The 17,013-nt window shown below is 61.2% G+C and carries 20 protein-coding genes; 19 read left to right on the plus strand and 1 reads right to left on the minus strand.

Annotation, left to right across the window (positions count from 1 at the left end; all coding sequences use genetic code 11):
• The first annotated feature begins 3 nt into the window (after nt 1-3).
• The 19 genes from M3465_RS15860 to M3465_RS15950 all read left to right on the plus strand — a co-directional run bounded on the left by M3465_RS15860 (nt 4) and on the right by M3465_RS15950 (nt 16,290).
• Nucleotides 4-942 (plus strand): ArdC family protein, encoded by a 939-nt coding sequence (locus tag M3465_RS15860; protein WP_093362916.1) that lies wholly within the window; start codon nt 4-6, stop codon nt 940-942.
• A gap of 23 nt (nt 943-965) precedes the next feature.
• Nucleotides 966-1,175, plus strand: coding sequence for a DUF6330 family protein (locus M3465_RS15865; protein WP_093362915.1), 210 nt, complete (start codon nt 966-968; stop codon nt 1,173-1,175).
• 88 nt (nt 1,176-1,263) lie between these two features.
• Entirely contained in the window at nt 1,264-1,653 is a 390-nt protein-coding gene (locus M3465_RS15870; protein WP_093362914.1) for a DUF3768 domain-containing protein, read from the plus strand.
• Nucleotides 1,654-1,811: 158 nt separating this feature from the next.
• Nucleotides 1,812-3,794 carry a ParB/RepB/Spo0J family partition protein gene (locus M3465_RS15875; RefSeq protein WP_249502748.1) on the plus strand — a complete coding sequence of 661 codons (1,983 nt, stop codon included), beginning with the start codon at nt 1,812-1,814 and terminating at the stop codon, nt 3,792-3,794.
• A 76-nt stretch (nt 3,795-3,870) separates the two neighbouring features.
• Nucleotides 3,871-4,464: a hypothetical protein gene (locus tag M3465_RS15880; RefSeq protein WP_025042408.1), complete on the plus strand. Its 594-nt coding sequence runs from the start codon at nt 3,871-3,873 to the stop codon at nt 4,462-4,464.
• Nucleotides 4,464-5,117 carry a DUF6927 domain-containing protein gene (locus M3465_RS15885; protein ID WP_249502749.1) on the plus strand — a complete coding sequence of 218 codons (654 nt, stop codon included), beginning with the start codon at nt 4,464-4,466 and terminating at the stop codon, nt 5,115-5,117. The genes M3465_RS15880 and M3465_RS15885 overlap by 1 nt, the downstream gene beginning before the upstream one ends.
• A 124-nt stretch (nt 5,118-5,241) precedes the next feature.
• Nucleotides 5,242-5,568, plus strand: a complete 327-nt coding sequence (locus M3465_RS15890) for a type II toxin-antitoxin system PrlF family antitoxin (protein ID WP_249502750.1) — start codon at nt 5,242-5,244, stop codon at nt 5,566-5,568.
• Nucleotides 5,565-6,083, plus strand: coding sequence for a type II toxin-antitoxin system YhaV family toxin (locus M3465_RS15895; protein WP_127657639.1), 519 nt, complete (start codon nt 5,565-5,567; stop codon nt 6,081-6,083). The genes M3465_RS15890 and M3465_RS15895 overlap by 4 nt, the downstream gene beginning before the upstream one ends.
• A 94-nt stretch (nt 6,084-6,177) precedes the next feature.
• Nucleotides 6,178-6,342 carry a hypothetical protein gene (locus M3465_RS15900; RefSeq protein WP_009819683.1) on the plus strand — a complete coding sequence of 55 codons (165 nt, stop codon included), beginning with the start codon at nt 6,178-6,180 and terminating at the stop codon, nt 6,340-6,342.
• A complete protein-coding gene (locus M3465_RS15905) occupies nt 6,332-6,484 on the plus strand; it encodes an antitoxin PaaA2 family protein (protein ID WP_043754116.1) in 153 nt (50 codons plus the stop codon). Before M3465_RS15900 ends, M3465_RS15905 begins: the two co-directional genes overlap by 11 nt.
• A 103-nt stretch (nt 6,485-6,587) precedes the next feature.
• Complete coding sequence (locus tag M3465_RS15910) at nt 6,588-10,862, plus strand: strawberry notch family protein (RefSeq protein ID WP_249502751.1); 4,275 nt, start codon at nt 6,588-6,590, stop codon at nt 10,860-10,862.
• Between the two features lie 16 nt (nt 10,863-10,878).
• The gene (locus M3465_RS15915) at nt 10,879-11,184 is read left to right on the plus strand and encodes a hypothetical protein (RefSeq protein WP_093362923.1); all 306 of its coding nucleotides are present in this window, start codon (nt 10,879-10,881) and stop codon (nt 11,182-11,184) included.
• 124 nt (nt 11,185-11,308) lie between these two features.
• A complete protein-coding gene (locus tag M3465_RS15920) occupies nt 11,309-12,037 on the plus strand; it encodes a DUF736 family protein (RefSeq protein ID WP_093362910.1) in 729 nt (242 codons plus the stop codon).
• Nucleotides 12,038-12,193: 156 nt separating this feature from the next.
• Nucleotides 12,194-12,730 (plus strand): hypothetical protein, encoded by a 537-nt coding sequence (locus tag M3465_RS15925; protein WP_245758954.1) that lies wholly within the window; start codon nt 12,194-12,196, stop codon nt 12,728-12,730.
• Nucleotides 12,731-12,878: 148 nt separating this feature from the next.
• Complete coding sequence (locus tag M3465_RS15930) at nt 12,879-13,460, plus strand: rhomboid family intramembrane serine protease (RefSeq protein WP_249502781.1); 582 nt, start codon at nt 12,879-12,881, stop codon at nt 13,458-13,460.
• 439 nt (nt 13,461-13,899) lie between these two features.
• Nucleotides 13,900-14,067: a hypothetical protein gene (locus M3465_RS15935; protein WP_156108168.1), complete on the plus strand. Its 168-nt coding sequence runs from the start codon at nt 13,900-13,902 to the stop codon at nt 14,065-14,067.
• Between the two features lie 45 nt (nt 14,068-14,112).
• Nucleotides 14,113-14,418 (plus strand): helix-turn-helix transcriptional regulator, encoded by a 306-nt coding sequence (locus M3465_RS15940; RefSeq protein WP_037240913.1) that lies wholly within the window; start codon nt 14,113-14,115, stop codon nt 14,416-14,418.
• Nucleotides 14,415-15,305, plus strand: a complete 891-nt coding sequence (locus M3465_RS15945; RefSeq protein ID WP_093362909.1) for a reverse transcriptase family protein — start codon at nt 14,415-14,417, stop codon at nt 15,303-15,305. Before M3465_RS15940 ends, M3465_RS15945 begins: the two co-directional genes overlap by 4 nt.
• A 19-nt stretch (nt 15,306-15,324) precedes the next feature.
• Nucleotides 15,325-16,290, plus strand: coding sequence for a toll/interleukin-1 receptor domain-containing protein (locus M3465_RS15950; RefSeq protein ID WP_249502752.1), 966 nt, complete (start codon nt 15,325-15,327; stop codon nt 16,288-16,290).
• A 49-nt stretch (nt 16,291-16,339) separates the two neighbouring features.
• On the opposite strand, the gene M3465_RS15955 is transcribed toward M3465_RS15950, so the two are convergent.
• Entirely contained in the window at nt 16,340-16,846 is a 507-nt protein-coding gene (locus M3465_RS15955; protein ID WP_249502753.1) for a hypothetical protein, read from the minus strand.
• Between the last annotated feature and the right edge of the window lie 167 nt (nt 16,847-17,013).

Consider the following 17,013-nt stretch of genomic DNA (forward strand, 5'->3'; position numbering starts at 1 on the left):
GCCATGGCCCGATCCCGCACGCCCAAATTCGATGCCTCAGAGGTCATCACAAACGAAATCATCCGTATCATTGAGCGCGGCGTGCTGCCGTGGCGCCAGCCCTGGACCGCAGGCGGCAGCTCTCGCCCCGTGCGCGTGGGCGGTGAGCCCTACCAGGGGGTGAACAACTTTCTGCTGACGATGCGGACCGTGATGGCGGGCCACAGCTCACCTTTCTGGATGACGCTGCCGCAAGCCAATGCGTTGGACGCAAAGGTTCGCAAGGGCGAGAAGTCCTCTGTCGTCGTTTACTACGGTCAAAGCTGGAGGGACGCCGGCGATGAGGATGACCGCAGCGACGGGGATGATCGCTCCGAGGAAGCCCGTGTCTTCCGCTTCCAGAAATCCTACCGCGTATTCAACGCCTGCCAGATCGAGGGCTTGCCCGACAGCTTCTACCCTGACCCGGAGCCCGTGCCCGAGCATCCGCCGTCCGAGCCCATCCCGCACATGCAGGCGTTTTTCGATGCCATCGACATCACGACCGTCTTCACGGGCACGGAAGCGTACTATTTGCCCCCCGTGGACAAGGTCTACATGCCGTCCATCACGCGGTTCCAGGACCCGCGCAATTTTTACGGGGTCTGGGCCCATGAGCTCGCCCATGCCACGAAAGCCCCCCATCGATTGAACCGTGATTTCGGGTTCTCGAAGTTTGGCAACACGTCCTATGCGCGTGAGGAGATTGTCGCGGAATTGACCTCGGTGTTCCTAGGCCAGTCGCTCGGCTTCACGGCGCATACGCTCGAGATGAATGCCGCCTATCTCCACAACTGGTTGCGGGTCCTTCGGTCGGACAAGGGCGCGATCTTCCGGCACGCCGCGGACGCGCAGCGCGCCTGTGATTATCTGATCGCCAGATCGGAGACGGGCAGGGCAGGGGACGGCGCCGAGGCCGCCTGACCGCGCGGAGAACGGAGACACCCATGTCACGTAAAGAACCCAAAACGCTGCGGGTGGCCTGCTTCAACGACGGCCGCCGCAAGATCATCACCTTCAAGCGCGGTGCCTATTGGTGGAGCACGTCCGAGGGCGCTTATCCGCTCTCGGCGGCGCTCGAGAGCATCAAGGAACAGGGTGGCTGGGTCGAGACCATCCCCAACCCGAATTTCAGACCCAAAGGGCTGTTCGGGTAGGGCGCCTTCGGCCTCGATTCATCCGCCAAGCGGAAAAGAAAAAGCGGGCTTTGAGAAGGGTGTTTCAAACCTCTCAAAGGAGATCCCCATGTCCATGAATGTTCAACCCCAGCCAGACCGTCCGGATCCGACCGTGATCGCGGTGCAGAACGACGCGTTTCGCAAACTTGCATGCCTTGGAGTGCCGCCCGCGCAGCCCATCCAGGGCCGGATGCATGTCACCCGCTCGCTTATGGAGGCCGGCGATGGCTTCATGGCCGAGGCGGTGAAGGCGACTGGTGAGTTTGCCACATTCGAGCCCGAAAATGACCCGGAAGGCTGGCATGATTTCGGGGCGGTCGAGATCCGGGGCGAGACCGTGTTCTGGAAAATCGATCTCTATGAGGCGGACTCGGATTTCCGCTACGGGGCTGAGACCCCGGACAACCCCGCCACCACCATGCGCGTGCTGACCATTATGTTGGCGCGCGACTGGTAGAAGGGCAGGGGACACCCTCTCCTGACACCCCAGGCGATGAAGGCCCACTGACCCCTCAAAGGGAGAGTGGGCCTTTTGTCGTGGTGATCCCTGAAGACGGGGATTGGTCACGCGCGTGAAGGCGCGGGCCACACCTCACCCACCTGGAAGGATATCCCATGACTAAAAGCATTACCGCTCTCACCGTCGCCATCGGCGATCTGACCGCCCATCCCGCCAACGTGCGCAGCAACTCGCCGGAAACTTATGACCCCGAGAACATCGCGCATCTGAAGGCCAGCATCGCTGTGCTGGGCCTGCTCCAGCCTCTCCTGGTCCAGAAGCTTGACGGCAAATATGCTGTCCTCGCCGGTGGCCGGCGCCATGCAGCCCTGAAGGAGCTGGCCGCAGACAAGGCCGCCAAGGGGTTCACTGCGAAAACCAAGATCGACTGTCGCCTTGTGCCGGAGGAGTGCGACGTCACCACGGCACTGTCGCTCGCCGAGAACATCACCCAGGCCCCGATGAACGCAATCGACGAGTTCGAGGCCTTCGCCCGCATGATGGAGGTCGACGGCCAGACGCCCGAGACCATCGCGAAGTCATTCGGCACGACCGTCGCCGCCGTGAAAGGCCGGTTGCGCTATGGCCTGATCCACCCCGACATCCGCGCCGCGGCTCGGGGCAAGGTGATCACGCTCGACACAATGAAGGCCTTCGCCGAGCACCCGAGCCAGGAGGCACAGCGCGAGGTCTTCGAGGCGCTCACGAAAGACGGCGGCTATCTGCAGGCCTATACCGTCCGTCAGGCACTCAAATCCCGCGGGGTGCAGGTCAGCGACGATATCGGGGCTTTCGTGCGCGAAGACTACGAGGCACGCGGCGGCGCCGTCGCAGCCGATCTGCTGGAAGAGCATTCTGTGCTCGAGGATGCGGCGCTGGTCGAGACCATTCTGCTCGAGAAGCTCGGTGCCGCTGCCGAAGAGGCCCGTATGAGGCTGGGCTTTGCCTGGGCCGATGCGATGGTCCGCTATGATTACGCGACCATGGCCGACTACGGCCGCGTCTATCCCGGCCCGATCGAGCCGGATGAGACTGCCCAGAAGCGCATCGACGAGATCGCCGCCGAACTTGAACAGCTGCAGCTCGAGATGGAAGATGAGGGGCTCGACGACGGTGCCTACAACGCCCTTTACGACCGCGTCGACGCTCTGGAAGAGGAAGCGCGCGATCTGCAGGAGGCCTACAGCGCCGAGGACCTCGCACGGTCTGGGGTGATCGCGTCGTGGCAGGGTGGGCAGATCACGCTCCATGTTGGCCTCGTCCGCCCCGAGGACACCGTCAAAGAGGAGGGCGCACGCGGCTCTTCAAGTAACCCGACGGGGGAGGAGGCACCGGACGCCGGCGAAATCAACTACCCGGCCTCGCTGGCCGAGGATCTCAAGACCGAGCGGGCCATGGCGCTCGGTGCCGCGATGGCGCTGCATCCGGAAGCCACGCTCGATCTGACGCTTTTCAAGCTGGTGAGCGACGTCCTGGCCAGCGGTATGAGCGTCACGCAGGCGATCAAGATCGACGCCCGCAAGGAATACCGCAGCCATGCCAAGATGGACGAGATCGACGAGACCTCGCTCGAGCAGGTGGCGGCGGCGCATGATGCGCTGGACCTCTCGTGGCTCGATGACAGCCGCTCGCCCGCCGATCAGTTTGCGGCGTTTCGCGCGCTGAAGGCCGGCGAGAAAGCCAAGCTCGTCGCTTATGCGACAGCCAGCACCACGCAGTCCTGTTTTGCCCGGGACCGGCAGCGTGACAGCCTGATGCATGCGTTCGAGATCGAGATCATGCCCGATATCCGCGCCCACTGGACGCCGAATGCGGCGCTCTTCAATCGCTTTAAAAAGGCCTGGCTCCTGAAGATCCTCGGCGAGGATCTGGGTCTCGCCCAGGAGGCTGTGACGCTGGCCTCGTCGAGCAAGAAGGAGATCGTCGCCTTTTGCGACAAGCTCTTCGCTGAGCCCTTCGCGACGCTCACGGAAGCGCAGCGCGCTGCCGTGGGCGCCTGGTGTCCGCCCATGATGCAGACCGCCGGTGTCGCCTTTGATGAGGCGGAGCCCGCTGCGGAAACCCCGGAGCCTGACGGCGACATCGCGCAAGCGGCCTGAGTCCTCACGCGACCCGCGCGTGGACCATGCCGCCCGCGCGGGTCGACCCTTCCAAACCGAACAGAAAGACATCCCCATGGCTATTCTCAAGTTCTCTGCCTCCGCTGTTGCGGCGCAAATCGCACATGCGCGTGCCTGCAAGACCTTCCTGCCCAACTGGAACGGGCCCGTGGACAGGCCGGCCCTGATCCTCATCGTCGGCAATGGTGTGCATCTGCGCTCGAACGGCATCGATGGCACGACCACCCGTATCGTTACCACCGAGCAGGCCGATCCCTCCTTCGCCTTCGCCGACGGCATGAACCCGTTTCGGGACACCGACTGGATGGCGCAGCGCCGCATGGCGTTTCGTGATCTGACCGGCCAGTTCTACACCGACATCCTGGATGACGTGCAGGTGCTCATCGACCGGGGGCGGGGGGCGATCCGGCTCGCCACCGATGGCCACAGTATCCGCGTCTTCGTGCGCCGGGCCTCGGATTATCTCATCGGCGGGACCTACGAAGTGCCCTCGGGCCTCGGCGGCACCTTCCGGGTCATCCTGAAGGATGCCTGCGACACCTTCGCGATCGTGCAGAACTGCGGCAATTGCGAGGATTTCGACGCCATGCAGCCCTACCGCGTGCCGCTCGATGCGCTGATGGAAATCGATGACCGGAGGGCGGCGTGATGGGTTGGCTCTTCTACACCGACGGCCGCGTCCAGACCTACGCGGATGAGAAAGCGGAGATTGCTCGGCTGTGCACCTTCGAGGGCGAAAGGCGCAAGACGGAACTGGTCAAAGCCTGCAAGGTGGGTTCGACTTGGTACGCGGTGGCAAAGGTCACAAATATCGACGGCACCCCTGTCGAAGACACGACCTATGTCACCGATGCGGATGGCTCCATCACTTTCGCCGCCGTATTCCTTACCCGATATGATGACGGCTGCTGGGGCTACAAGGACATGGAGGAAAGCGCGGGACCGGTCGAATCCCGCGCGCCACTGAGCCTATTGGCCCTGCTGTCCGAGCTGAAAGACCCAGACAGCTACGCCCAGGACTGGCGTCAGCGCTGCCGGGACTGGGCGTCGATCCCGGACTACGAGGAAGGCGACAAGATCAAGCTCGCAGCACCTGTGACGCTCACCGATGGCAGTACCTGCCAGATTGTCACCGCGACCCACTACAGGCGCGGGCGGCAAAAGCGCCGCTGCTACCGCATCGAGGAAACTGGTGGGCTCGTACGCCTGTCAAAGGCCTCGCTTGCGGGCTCGGAGCTGCTCAGCTCCACGAAAGGTGCGGCTAGCCCGGTGCTGGCGGAGTTCCTGGCGGGGCGAAATTAGGTCCTGCGCCGGACGGTTCATCGACCTGCCCGGCGACAGCAGATGCTGCGGCTTGTCTTGACAAGGCAATGCAAATGCATTACCTATCGCGGGCAGCAAAGCCCCTTTTCTTCAGGAGACTGCCATGACAGCGCTCGCACAAGATGTCTCGAAACTCACGGATCGGTATCAGACGACCGTGCCGGCGGGGGTGCGCAAGCAGCTCAAGCTGGGCAAGGGCGACCAGATTCGCTACTGTACCGAGCCGAGTGGTAGGGTCTATATCGAGCCCGTGCGCAGCGACGAGGATGATCCCGTGCTCGGAGCTTTTCTCGATTTTGTCGAGGCCGATATCAAGGCGCATCCGGACCGCATTCGGGCGTTCGATGGGGCTTTGCATGATCGTCTTGCAGCACTGGTCGGAGACGTTGACGTCGATCTCGATGCGCCGCTATCGCTCGAGGATGAATGAGCGGCGATAGCGTGCCCGCCCAAGCGCCCCTTGTCGTAAACGGATGGTCGATTTATGCGCATCCGCTCTTTCTGGACCAGCTCGAAGGGCTGATCGAGGAAGTCGAGGCGCGTAAGGCACGCGATCCAAAGACATGGCGCAAGAAAAACCCGACGAAACGGCTGGCCGCCATCTTCAAGCTGGTCACCGAGGCCATACCGGCAGATCCGGGTGCCGCCGCCTTCCGGCAAGGCGGCACACTCGGCGATCACCGCAAGCACTGGTTCCGGGCGAAATTCTTCCAGCAGTATCGGCTGTTCTATCGGTTCAACAGCGATGCGAAGGTCATCGTGGTGGCCTGGGTGAACGACGACAAGACCCTGCGCGCCTACGGCAGCAAGACGGACGCCTATGCGACGTTCAAAGGAATGCTGGAAGATGGCAATCCACCTGACAATTTCGACGCGCTCTTGAAAGAAGCTGCAGCGGCAGGCAAGCGGTTCGAGAAATCCCTTGAAGCGGTGCCCGATCGGTAAGTGGGCCAGCTTGCTATGACCCTTTGGCATTATCATTTACGACGCCACGCTCGAAGATGTAGCATCGGCTGATAATGCGGTCGGAGAAAGCACAATGAATGAGACGGAAAAGGATAGGCAGCACCTCGGTCTAGAGGAGCAATGCGCGCCTGACCTGACGGGGCACCGTTTCCCAATTGCTGTACGCGTTGCAGACATGCCCGATGACCTCGGCAAGCTGCTGGATATCGGGCTCGAGGAGCATTTCCGTGGCCGCTGAAGCGAATTCTTATGACACGTGGTTTTGCGCGCAGGTGCAGGCCGCGCTGGAGGATGCACGCTCGGGAACATCTCAGGTTCAGGTGATGCAGGCCGCACAGGCATTGATTGATGCGAAGCGGCAGGTCGAACCCAAGTCCTGACCAAGCCTTTGAGGTCGGCGCGGTCTGACCCCCGTCACCCTGAAAAGCGAAAGGGGGCTTTTTGTCCTTTGGAACTCAGACCCTGATCCAAAGGAAAATCCCCATGACCAAGCCCAAACCGGCAAATCCGGCTCTCTCGATCTCCCACCCTGACCTCGCCTCTGCCCTCGAGCAGATCGGCACGGAGATCGACCTCCATCCGCTGCGCAGCTCAGCGCTGGCGCGCATCATGCGCGAGACGTTTCATGGCAGCGATGCCGGCGGTGCCTGGGACTGGCGCATGGCATATGACCTGATGCAGGCTGCGGCTATCCAGGTGTTGCTGCGTGGGGACGGCGCCGAAGGTGACATCGCCGCCGCAAAGCTGCTTGCCTCACGGCTTCTGACGGAAACGCGCCGGTCAGAGCAGCAGATCCGGCTGCAGCAGTTTTCCACACCGCTGGCATTCGCGACCATGGCGGTGCGGGCCGCGGCGATCCGCAAGAGCGAGACCGTGCTGGAGCCGTCGGCGGGCACCGGTGCACTGGCCGCTTTCGCCGCCCGGGCCGGTGCCATGCTTTTGCTCAACGAGATCGACCCCTTTCGCCAGCGCCTCCTGCGCGCGGTTTTCGGCGGCGAGGTGACGGGCCATGACGGCGAGCATATCGACGATCTGCTGCAGTCGCCCGTTCTGCCCGACGTCGTGGTGATGAATCCGCCCTTCGCCTCCTCGGTCGATCGCTCCCGAGACAAGCACATCGCCGCCAAGCATCTCATCGCGGCTGCAAAGCGTCTGGCACCCGGCGGGCGGCTGGTGGCGATCATGCCGCCAGGATTCACGCCCGAACGCGATTCCGCGTATTGGTCCCGCGCCTGCGGTCTCCTGACGCCGCGATTGGCGCTGACGATGCCGGGACAGGTCTATCGCAAGCTCGGCACCTCTGTCGAAACCCAGCTCATGGTCTTCGACAAGGTGCAGGAGGATGGCGAAATGATCCGCGTCCCTGTGCGGGATCTGGATGAAGCCCTTCCTTTTGTCGTCGCCGTGGCCGCAACCCGGCCTGAGATGCGCCCCGTCCAACGGGCGGCAGCGGTTACTCCTGCGCGGCCGACCGTTCCATCCTCTGCTCCGCGCAAGACCGCCGCTGCGCCTGTCGCCGCCTCCAAACCCCGGGCCAATGCCGTTGTCCCGCTAGTTTTCACGAGACTTGAGACCCCGCGCGACAACACGCCGATCTCGGACATATATGCGCGCTACCGTCCGCAACGGATCGAGATCGCGGGTGCGCAAGAACATCCCACGCCGCTCGTCGAAAGCATCGCCATGGCCTCGGTTGCCCCGCCCATGCCCTCAAATACGGGCCGTGATGGCTTGCGCCTGCCCGCACGGTTGATCGAGGAGGGAGATCTCTCCGAGGCGCAGCTCGAGACCATCATCATGGCGCATGATGCCCATGGGCGTGATCTGCCCGGTCGGTTTACCATCGATGACGACCAGACCAAGCTGACGCGCGCCGATGATGACCCGGATGCACGAGCCTATCGCCTTGGCTATTTCCTCGGCGACGGCACCGGTTGCGGCAAGGGCCGCGAATGCGCGGGGCTCATTCTCGTGAACTGGCTGGCCGGGCGCAGGAAGGCGATCTGGGTCTCCAAATCCGCGACGCTCATCGAGGACGCGATCCGCGACTGGACCGATCTCGGCGGCTCGCCCGCCGACATTCAGCCGCTCTCCAAATGGAAACCGGACCAGCCCATCCCGATGGGCGACGGTATCCTCTTCGTCACCTACGCCACGCTGCGGTCCGCGGGCAAATGCGGCACCACGCGGCTGAGCCAGATCCTCGACTGGATGGGCGAAGATTTCGACGGCGTCCTCGCTTTTGATGAGGCCCATGCCATGCAGAACGCGGCCGGATCGGAGCAGGGCAGGGGGGTCAAACCCTCCCAGCAGGGCCTTGCTGGCCTCCGGCTGCAACTGGCAGCACCCCGCGCTCGCGTCTTCTACATCTCGGCCACGGGTGCGACGAGCGTCCACAACCTCGCCTATGCCGCGCGGCTGGGGCTCTGGGGGCAGGGCCCCGAATACCCCTTCCCAAGCCGCGAGAGCTTCGTTTCTGCGATGGAAGCCGGCGGTGTCGCTGCCATGGAAGTGGTCGCGCGCGATCTCAAGACGCTCGGGCTCTACACGGCGCGTGCCCTCAGCTTCGACGGCGTGGAGTATGACGTGCTCGAACACGCGCTCACTCAGGCCCAGATCGAGATCTACGACGCATACGCGACTTCGTTTCGGACGATCCATCACAATCTCGAGGCCGCGCTGACAGCGACCGGCGTCAACGACGCCTCGGGAGAGACTAATGCCTCGGCCGCACGCTCCTCGGCCAAATCTCGCTTCGAGAGCACGAAGCAGCGCTTCTTCAATCATCTGCTGATGGGCATGAAGGCCCCGACCATCATCCGCGCCATCGCGGACGATCTGGCGGCGGGCAAGGCTTGCGTCATTCAGGTGGTCTCTACAGGCGAAAGCCTGCTGAAACGTCGGCTTGAGACGATGGACCCGGAGGACGAGCTGGTCGAGGGCGCGCTAACGCCGCGCGACTACGTCCTGGGATACCTCGAACAGGCCTTCCCGATTCATGCGCAAAAGCTCGTGGAGATTGACGGCAACATGGTGGCGGAACCCTTGCGGGATGAGACCGGCGCGCTCGTCGTCTCGCGCGAGGCGCTCGCCCTGCGCGATGCGGCCATGATGGAGTTGATGACGCTGGCGCCGATCCCCTCGGCGCTCGATCAGATCCTCTGGGCTTTTGGCGACGAGGCCGTCGCAGAGGTCACGGGTCGGTCCATCCGCCCTTTGAAGGCCGAGGATGGTCATCTCTTCATCGAGAAGCGCGCCGCCAGCAGCAATTCATCCGAGACCCAAGCCTTCATGGACGGCGAGAAGGATATCCTTATCTTTTCCGATGCGGGCGGGACGGGCCGGTCCTATCATGCGGCACAAACGGCGAAGAACCAGAAGCGGCGGCGGCACTATCTTCTGGAGCCCGGCTGGCGCGCGGATGCGGCCATCCAGGGGCTCGGGCGCACGCATCGCTCGGCTCAGGTCAGCGCGCCCTTCTTCCGGGTCTGCACCTCGGATGTGCATGGCGAAAAGCGTTTCACCTCGACGATCGCCAAGCGCCTCGACCAGCTGGGGGCCTTGACCAAGGGCCAGCGCGAGACCGGCTCGCAAGGCATGTTCCGCGAGGAGGACAATCTCGAAAGCCCGATCGCGCGGGCGGCTCTGCGTGGGTATTTCGCCGATCTTGCCGCCGGGCGCGCCGAGGCGATGAGCTACGAGAGCTTCAACGACTGGACAGCCCTGCGACTGATCGACAAGGACGCTGTGCTTCTCGAGGAGCTTCCCCCGATCCAGCGGTTTCTCAACCGGGTTCTGGCCCTGCCCATCCACATTCAGAACGCGCTCTTTGCCGAGTTCATGCGCCGGATTGCCGATCAGACTGAACGGGCGCGCGCGGCGGGCACGCTCGATCTCGGCGTCGAAACCCTGCGCGGCGAAAAGATCGAACAGGTCTCCACCGAGGATCTCTGGACCTGCCCGAAATCCGGTGCGGTCACGCGGATCATCGGACTTGAGGTGACGGACCCGGTGCACGTCCTTGGTGCCGAAGAGGCCCTCTCACGCAATCCCGACAAGCTGCCGATGGTCAATCGCGCCTCCGGCCGCGCAGCGCTCATCTCGGCGCGGCCCATGCAGATGTATGACGAGGACATCGTCACGCTGATGCGCAAGGTAGTGCGGCCAAACGGGTCGAGCTATCTCGAAGAGGCGCGGTTCGAGTCCTCGGCCTGGGAAGAGATCAACAGGCCCGAGTTTGCAGGATTTTGGGATGCCGAGGCTGCGTCCCTGCCAAAAACCACCACGACCAGGCTCTACCTGCTGACCGGGCTGTTGCTGCCGATCTGGAAGGATATTCCGACCACGAATGAACGCATCTACAGGGTCACGCCGGACGGGGCGGCCGCCATGATCGGGCGCACGCTGAGCGAGGAAGGTGCGGCCGCGCTGCGCGCCCGCTTCCTCGTCTCCAATCCGCAAACGCCGCAGGAGATGTTAACCGCCGCCCTCGGCACCACCGCGCCGGTCGATCTGGGCCGGGGTCTGACCCTGACCCGTCGCCGCGTCGCAGGCGAGATGCGCCTCGAGCTTGGCGGCGCGGACAAGGGCATGATCGAAGGCCTCAAGGTCATGGGGTGTTTCACTGAGATCATTGCCTTCCAGTTGCGGGTGTTCCTGCCGCATGGGGACGGGATCGACACGGGAAGCATTCTGGCCCGGATTGTTGGAACCGGACCAGACGCCACGCGGGACGTGGCTTCAGTGGCAGCGGAATAGGTGAGGGGTGAAGATCTTGACACTCGATGAAATCAAAGCCGCCATCGATGCCGGTCGGACCGTGCATTGGGCCAACACCGGCTACCGCGTGCACAAGGACAGCCTCGGCCAATACCTGATTACGTTTGAGCCGAACGGCAGCACCATCGGGCTGACCGACCGGAGCGGGCAGCGGTTGAACGGGGAGGAAGCAGAGTTCTTTATCGCTGGACCGGAGGGTGGCGACGAGAAGAGCCAGGACAGCCAACTGAGAGCAGACGGGCAGGGGAGGGGCGTCGTACCCGGCGGGGAGGTGGCACAATCTCTCAGGCGACAGCGCTGAACTGAAGGTTGGGAAGAAAGGAAAGCGAGCTTTCTGGTTTGTGATCCCAGGAGGGGTCGAAAAAGCAATCCCGGATGCGCTGGCAAGGACGTCAGGCACCGGCCAATCCAAAAGGAAACATCCCATGTTCGCAGGAACCCTCACCCGCAATGTCGAGACCGCAGCCGCTCAGTACACCGGCATGATCCACTCGACGCGCTTTGACATCGCCATCCAGTTGGAGGCGCGGGCCAAGATGTCCGAACGCAGCCCGGATTTTGACGTGACGGCAGTCAACAAATCAGGCCGCAAGGTGCGCATCGGCACGGCCTGGAACGAGACCGGCAACACCAGCGGCAACCCCTACATCTCGATGCAAATCGATGTCGGCTTGGGCCCCTTCCGGGTCAACGCGGTGCAGACGAAAGAGGCGCGCGCGGCCCAAAGCGGCGAATTCGAGATCATCCCTCTGGTCTCGAACGGCCTGATGAAATCCGGCTCGATCTCGGGGGAGCTCACCGCCATGGACGCCGACAACGCCTTCACCGGCTACATCGCCAACATGATGTTCGATCTGGAGTTCATGCTGATCGAGAACAGCTACAAATCCGAGGAAACCCACCCCGATTACCGTATCGAGGTCAGCTCGCCCCGGGGCACACCGATCCGCGTCGGCTCGGCCTGGATGGCGAAAAGCAGCCGCACGGGCAATGACTACCTGTCGCTGCTGATCAACACGCCCGATGGCGACCTGCGCGTGAACGCCGTGCAGAACGAAGAGCAGCGCGGCGGGCAGGCCTTCTCCATCATCCCGTTCATCGACAGCGGTGAGCAGCCGCAGGACGCAGGCACGGGGCTGTCGTTGGTCGCCTAATTGGCACGCGAGGGCGAGACGATCTGAACCCAAAGGGGAGCCGTGGGATCACGGTTCCCCTTTTTCCATGTTTGGCTGCATGACGGGCGCCATCTGCTTGCGATCTGCTGAATATGATATACGATAATATATTATCGAATGGACGAAGGTAGGCGCATGGTGGCGAGACTAGGAAAAGCTCCGTGGTTCGAGAGCTTTGATGTAGAAGCAGAGGTTGCAGAGCTTCTTGCTCATATCGAGCGTTGCACCGGATTTGCGCTGCTTGACCGCAAGCGTGATGTCATCATGATCCATGCAAGGGCAAAGCTCGACAGGACAAGGCAGGCATTTCTGGAGGCCAAGGCGGCGGGAAAGCCGGTGTCCACATCGCGGCGTGCGTATCTGACCGAAGTTCAGGACACGATCTTCATGGCGATCCCGGAGGAGAACCTCGCGCTGATGCCGCTAAGCGAACAGGTCCTGAACGACCCTTCATTTTACGCGGACGCCATGCACAGTGCCGCTGCAATCAGTGAGGATGAGCTTTTCATGGCGCTGTCCTCTTCGCTGAAAGACATGACAGTCCAAGACGCCCGGGCCTTCGTCTCGAAGCTTTGGCACAACACGATCGATGACAATGCGCGCAAATACGCCGAAGCCCTGAAGCGTCCCGAGCGTGAACCGCAGCCCTTTCGTCCGGGAAACACCGTGTAAGATCCGAGCCATTCTCTTGGCTTGAGCCGTACCGAGGTTGGCCGCCTCAAACCCCCTTTCTTGGAGGTGGCATCCTGTGCAGCGCGCGAAAGCCGTTGAAGGTGCTGTGGTGACGTCTACTGTCGCCAACATGATGAACCGGGATCACATGCGCGCCTTCTTTCGTCGCGCCGCGGCGCTTGTCGCCTTTGTCGCACTGCTCTGGGCGGTTCACCTCCTCAATTGGATTATCGGTTACGGCTTGAATCCGGCCTTCGGCCTGATCCCCCGTCACGTAAGCGGATTGGATGGTGTCATCGCCATGCCCCTCCTGCATGGAAGTTTCGCGCACCTTATGGCAAATACGCCGCCGCTCTTGGTGATGGGTGGGCTGTTGGTGGCAACGACCACGAGGGCCTTGCTGCCGGTGACCGCAGTGGTGATCGGCCTCGGCGGCGGTCTTGTCTGGCTGTTCGGAAGCTCGGCCATCCATATCGGCGCGTCAGGGCTCGTCTTCGGCTGGTTTGGCTTCCTCGTCGCGCGCGGCCTCGTGGATCGTTCACTGATCACGCTGGGCGCGGCACTGGTGGTCGGTTTGCTCTACGGCTCCATTCTCTGGGGCGTTCTTCCGGGCCAACCTGGCGTCTCGTGGGAGGCGCATTTCTTCGGCGCCATCGCGGGCGCGGCCGCGGCGTTACTCGTCCGAACGCATGTACATGCGCCGCGCCTCGGCGGGGTCGATCTGGACTGAAGCAATGCACTCGGCCAAAACCGGACATCGGTGACGGATACAGCGAAGGTCCGGAAGCGACCTTCTTGGACTTTCAGGGCCTCGGTGACGGCGTCTTCGTTCGTAACGGTGTCCCTTAGGGAAGTTGCAAAAAAAATCGCCTACAGCGATCTTGTATCGCGCAAGGAAGATCCTATCTATGTCTTATCGGTATGCCGGGCTTCGGTTCGGTTCGGAATAAAATCGCTGTACTTAGGGTCGGTTCACCGATCCGTGGAGGGGCTAGTTCCCTCTGACGCCTACCCCCCAAGCGGCCCCTGTGGCGGCGGCGGCGGGGCGGCGGCCCCCCGGGCGACCCCGGGGGGCCAGCATAAGGGATAAGGACGGTCTCTCCGTTCCTCGCGCTGGTGGCGACACCCTTTCGCAATCCTGCGGCAGGGCCAGCAGAGGAGGCCATAACATGGCTTACGACACCGACGAGATCAGCCAGCGTGGGACACGCGAGACAAAACGGAAGCGCAAGCCGACGTGGAAGTCTCGCCTGTTAAAGGGCGCATTCTGGGTAGCCTGGGGGATGGGGAAACTCTTTGACCTCATCGAATGGCTGTCCCGGTTGTCCGGCGACTAACCGCGCGACCCTTAATGTTCGCATTTGGCGAAAGGAGGACCGAGAATGCTAGGTGAAGCACTGAGATTGATCCGGGTCTTCCATGACCTGAAACAGAACGAGTTGGCGGAACGCCTCGATATTTCCCAATCGCACCTTTCTGATATCGAACGATGCCGGAAAGTGCCAAGTCAGGAAATCGTTGCACGATACGCCGAAGAGTTTGATCTGCCAGTCAGTTCGATCTGGTTTTTTGACGAGAAGTTGACAGAAGGCACGACGCCGGGCGCTATCGAGAAAGCGCGTGGGGTTGTCGCTGACAAGATACTTGATTTTCTGAGGATGATCGAGCGGAAGCGAGCGTCATCATGACGAAGCGCCGCGACAAGTCCTATGCCCTCGATCAATGTGCCCTTTATCGGTGCAGCACACGCAAAAAGTTGTTCAAACTATTACAGACCAGTTCTGAGAAGTTTGCTGAGTTGAAGGCCGCACCCGATCTCTACAAGCCTCTGCGCAAGAAGAAAAAAGACGGAACATTCCGTCCTGTCCTTGCACCACGGGGCGATCTGAAGCGTATTCAACGGCGGATCGGAGAGTTGCTGCTGCGGGTGAAAACTCCGGACTACCTGATGTCGCCAGTGCGCGGTCGCTCGAACATCGACAATGCCGCACGGCATCGCGGTGCAGCAGCGTTCCATCTTCTCGACATCGAAGATTTCTATCCGAGCTGCACAGCCAGCAAGGTAGCATGGTTCTTAGGAAAATATCTTGGGTGCCCTCCCGACGTAGTGAAAGTCCTCCTTGATCTCACAACGCTGAACGGGGTTCTGCCAGCCGGAAGCCCTGCCAGCCCATCGCTGGCCTTTTGGGCCTACGCTGACATGTGGGACGAGATTGATCAGCTGACCCGTGATGCCGGATGCCAGGTTAGCGTGTATGTCGATGACATAACAGTTTCTGGGCAAAACGTTCCCGGGGTGCTGGTTCATGCGATCAAGGAGCGGCTTGCTCACCATGGTCACAGCTTCAAAGCGTCAAAGGAAATCGGTCAGATTAATGCGCCGGTAGTCGTAACGGGCGTGGTGGTGCGAGATCAAACGCTTCTCATGCCAAACGTTCAGCACCTAGAACGTCATAAACTTAGGGCAGAGATCGCGAAACTTCCCGAGGGATACGAGAAGGCTAAGAAGATGGCCTCTCTCATGGGGCGTGAAGGCACCGAGCAGCAAATCCTGGCGCGCAACCAGGCACACTGATTTTCAATGATGGGTTAACATGACGACGGTTTTCTTTTCCTACTGCCACGCTGACGAGGCACTACGAGACCAGCTGGAACGCCAGCTCAGAATCCTTCAGCGTCAAGGCCTGATAGAGACTTGGCACGACCGCCGGATTGAGGCGGGGCAGGACTTCGCCGGTAAGATCGACGCGCACATTGAAGCCGATGAGATCATCCTGCTGCTGGTAAGCCCGGATTTTCTAAACTCTGACTATTGTTATGAGATCGAGATGACTCGTGCACTGGAACGGCATAAGGTGGGAGAGGCCATCGTGATCCCGGTCATTCTGCGCGATTGCCTCTGGCATGGCGCACCCTTCGGCAAGCTGATGGCCACGCCAACGGACGGTCGTCCGGTCACGCAATGGCCGGACATCGACCATGCGTTCCGTCTCGTCGCCGAAGCCGTTCAGGCGGCAGCAAAGCGCATCGGTAGTCCACAATCGGTCACCAAGCAGTCAGCGGCACCTGCCATCATGCAAAACACGCAGTCAGTCAACAGATCGACACCGGCTCAAGTGATCCGGTCAAGTAATCTGCGGGTGGCCAAAACGTTCACAGACCGTGATCGTGATGCTTTCCAGACCGAGGCGTTTGAGTTCATGGCAAAATATTTCGAGAACTCGCTTTCTGAATTGTCGGCTCGCAATCCCGAGATTGACGGGTCGTTCCGCAGGCTTGACGCAAATCGCTTCAGCGCTGTTGCCTACCATAACGGTCAGTCTGCTAGCCGCTGCACCGTGTTCATGGGGGGGCGGCATATGGGGGGCATTGCTTACACTGCGACCGAAAATGCAGACACCAACGGGTTCAATGAGAACCTAACCGTCGAGGCCGATGAGCAAACCCTGTATCTGCGGAGTATGGGGATGGCACACTTTGGCCAAAACAGAGACCAGAAGCTGACGTTCGAGGGTGCGGCAGAAACTTATTGGCACATGTTTGTGAAGCCACTTCAGTAACCGCATCAGCAACTTTAGGGGTGTCTGGTTTTGTTTGACGATGCGTCCATCAAGGTTGCGAAATCTTCTTGGCAGAATGGCGGAAGATTACGGGCGCGAGACCAGTCTCGGGATCATTTTCGTTGAGGACAATTTTCCAGGACCTAAATACTGCTTCGATGGGCGATCTGTCGGGTTTAGTACCTGCCAGTGGACAGTTGATCTTGTTCCTCATAGGCCCTCGGGACTGAAATGCGCATAAGCCAAAGGCACCGTTCCACATGACGATGTCGCCAATTTCAGGTGAGGCGTAGCTTCCCACTTGGATATCTCCAGCGGGGTCGAGCACCAGTTTCCAGTCTTGGCCATACGAGAGGCAGAGGTCAGGTCTGTGATCTACATAGTGAATACTGAATAGGTCGTCGCCTTGGCCATTCAGTGTCGCGAAGCCAAGGTCTTCATCGAGTTTTACAACAAGCATGGCGAGTTCTGCCCCTCTGCCAAAGTTACAGAGACCGATTTCTCCCACTTCTAAGTCGGCCATTGGCTTGAGATTTGTTGAGAACAGAACTTCCATGATACTACGTTACTTTCTATTTACATGCGGCATCTTGAGTCGATTCTTGAGACCAATTCATCCTACTGGCCGAACGCACGTAGAGAGAACTGACATAGTGCGAATGGTAGCCGACCAACTAAAAATGCGTGGCTTACCACCTACCCTCTATTGCCCCTATATCTCAC

This window comes from Marivita sp. GX14005, from assembly GCF_023370775.1.
In the GTDB taxonomy this organism is placed as follows: Bacteria; Pseudomonadota; Alphaproteobacteria; order Rhodobacterales; family Rhodobacteraceae; genus Marivita.

Excerpts from the sequence above, each read along its gene's own strand:
- M3465_RS15945 (WP_093362909.1), top strand. The coding sequence starts at position 14,415 with ATGACGAAGCGCCGCGACAAGTCCTATGCCCTCGATCAATGTGCCCTT.
- M3465_RS15900 (WP_009819683.1), top strand. The coding sequence starts at position 6,178 with ATGAATGAGACGGAAAAGGATAGGCAGCACCTCGGTCTAGAGGAGCAA.
- M3465_RS15865 (WP_093362915.1), top strand. The coding sequence starts at position 966 with ATGTCACGTAAAGAACCCAAAACGCTGCGGGTGGCCTGCTTCAACGAC.
- M3465_RS15940 (WP_037240913.1), top strand. The coding sequence starts at position 14,113 with ATGCTAGGTGAAGCACTGAGATTGATCCGGGTCTTCCATGACCTGAAA.
- M3465_RS15860 (WP_093362916.1), top strand. The coding sequence starts at position 4 with ATGGCCCGATCCCGCACGCCCAAATTCGATGCCTCAGAGGTCATCACA.
- M3465_RS15895 (WP_127657639.1), top strand. The coding sequence starts at position 5,565 with ATGAGCGGCGATAGCGTGCCCGCCCAAGCGCCCCTTGTCGTAAACGGA.
- M3465_RS15890 (WP_249502750.1), top strand. The coding sequence starts at position 5,242 with ATGACAGCGCTCGCACAAGATGTCTCGAAACTCACGGATCGGTATCAG.
- M3465_RS15875 (WP_249502748.1), top strand. The coding sequence starts at position 1,812 with ATGACTAAAAGCATTACCGCTCTCACCGTCGCCATCGGCGATCTGACC.
- M3465_RS15950 (WP_249502752.1), top strand. The coding sequence starts at position 15,325 with ATGACGACGGTTTTCTTTTCCTACTGCCACGCTGACGAGGCACTACGA.
- M3465_RS15870 (WP_093362914.1), top strand. The coding sequence starts at position 1,264 with ATGTCCATGAATGTTCAACCCCAGCCAGACCGTCCGGATCCGACCGTG.
- M3465_RS15925 (WP_245758954.1), top strand. The coding sequence starts at position 12,194 with ATGGTGGCGAGACTAGGAAAAGCTCCGTGGTTCGAGAGCTTTGATGTA.
- M3465_RS15930 (WP_249502781.1), top strand. The coding sequence starts at position 12,879 with ATGCGCGCCTTCTTTCGTCGCGCCGCGGCGCTTGTCGCCTTTGTCGCA.
- M3465_RS15880 (WP_025042408.1), top strand. The coding sequence starts at position 3,871 with ATGGCTATTCTCAAGTTCTCTGCCTCCGCTGTTGCGGCGCAAATCGCA.
- M3465_RS15885 (WP_249502749.1), top strand. The coding sequence starts at position 4,464 with ATGGGTTGGCTCTTCTACACCGACGGCCGCGTCCAGACCTACGCGGAT.
- M3465_RS15910 (WP_249502751.1), top strand. The coding sequence starts at position 6,588 with ATGACCAAGCCCAAACCGGCAAATCCGGCTCTCTCGATCTCCCACCCT.
- M3465_RS15955 (WP_249502753.1), bottom strand. The coding sequence starts at position 16,846 with ATGGAAGTTCTGTTCTCAACAAATCTCAAGCCAATGGCCGACTTAGAA.
- M3465_RS15920 (WP_093362910.1), top strand. The coding sequence starts at position 11,309 with ATGTTCGCAGGAACCCTCACCCGCAATGTCGAGACCGCAGCCGCTCAG.
- M3465_RS15935 (WP_156108168.1), top strand. The coding sequence starts at position 13,900 with ATGGCTTACGACACCGACGAGATCAGCCAGCGTGGGACACGCGAGACA.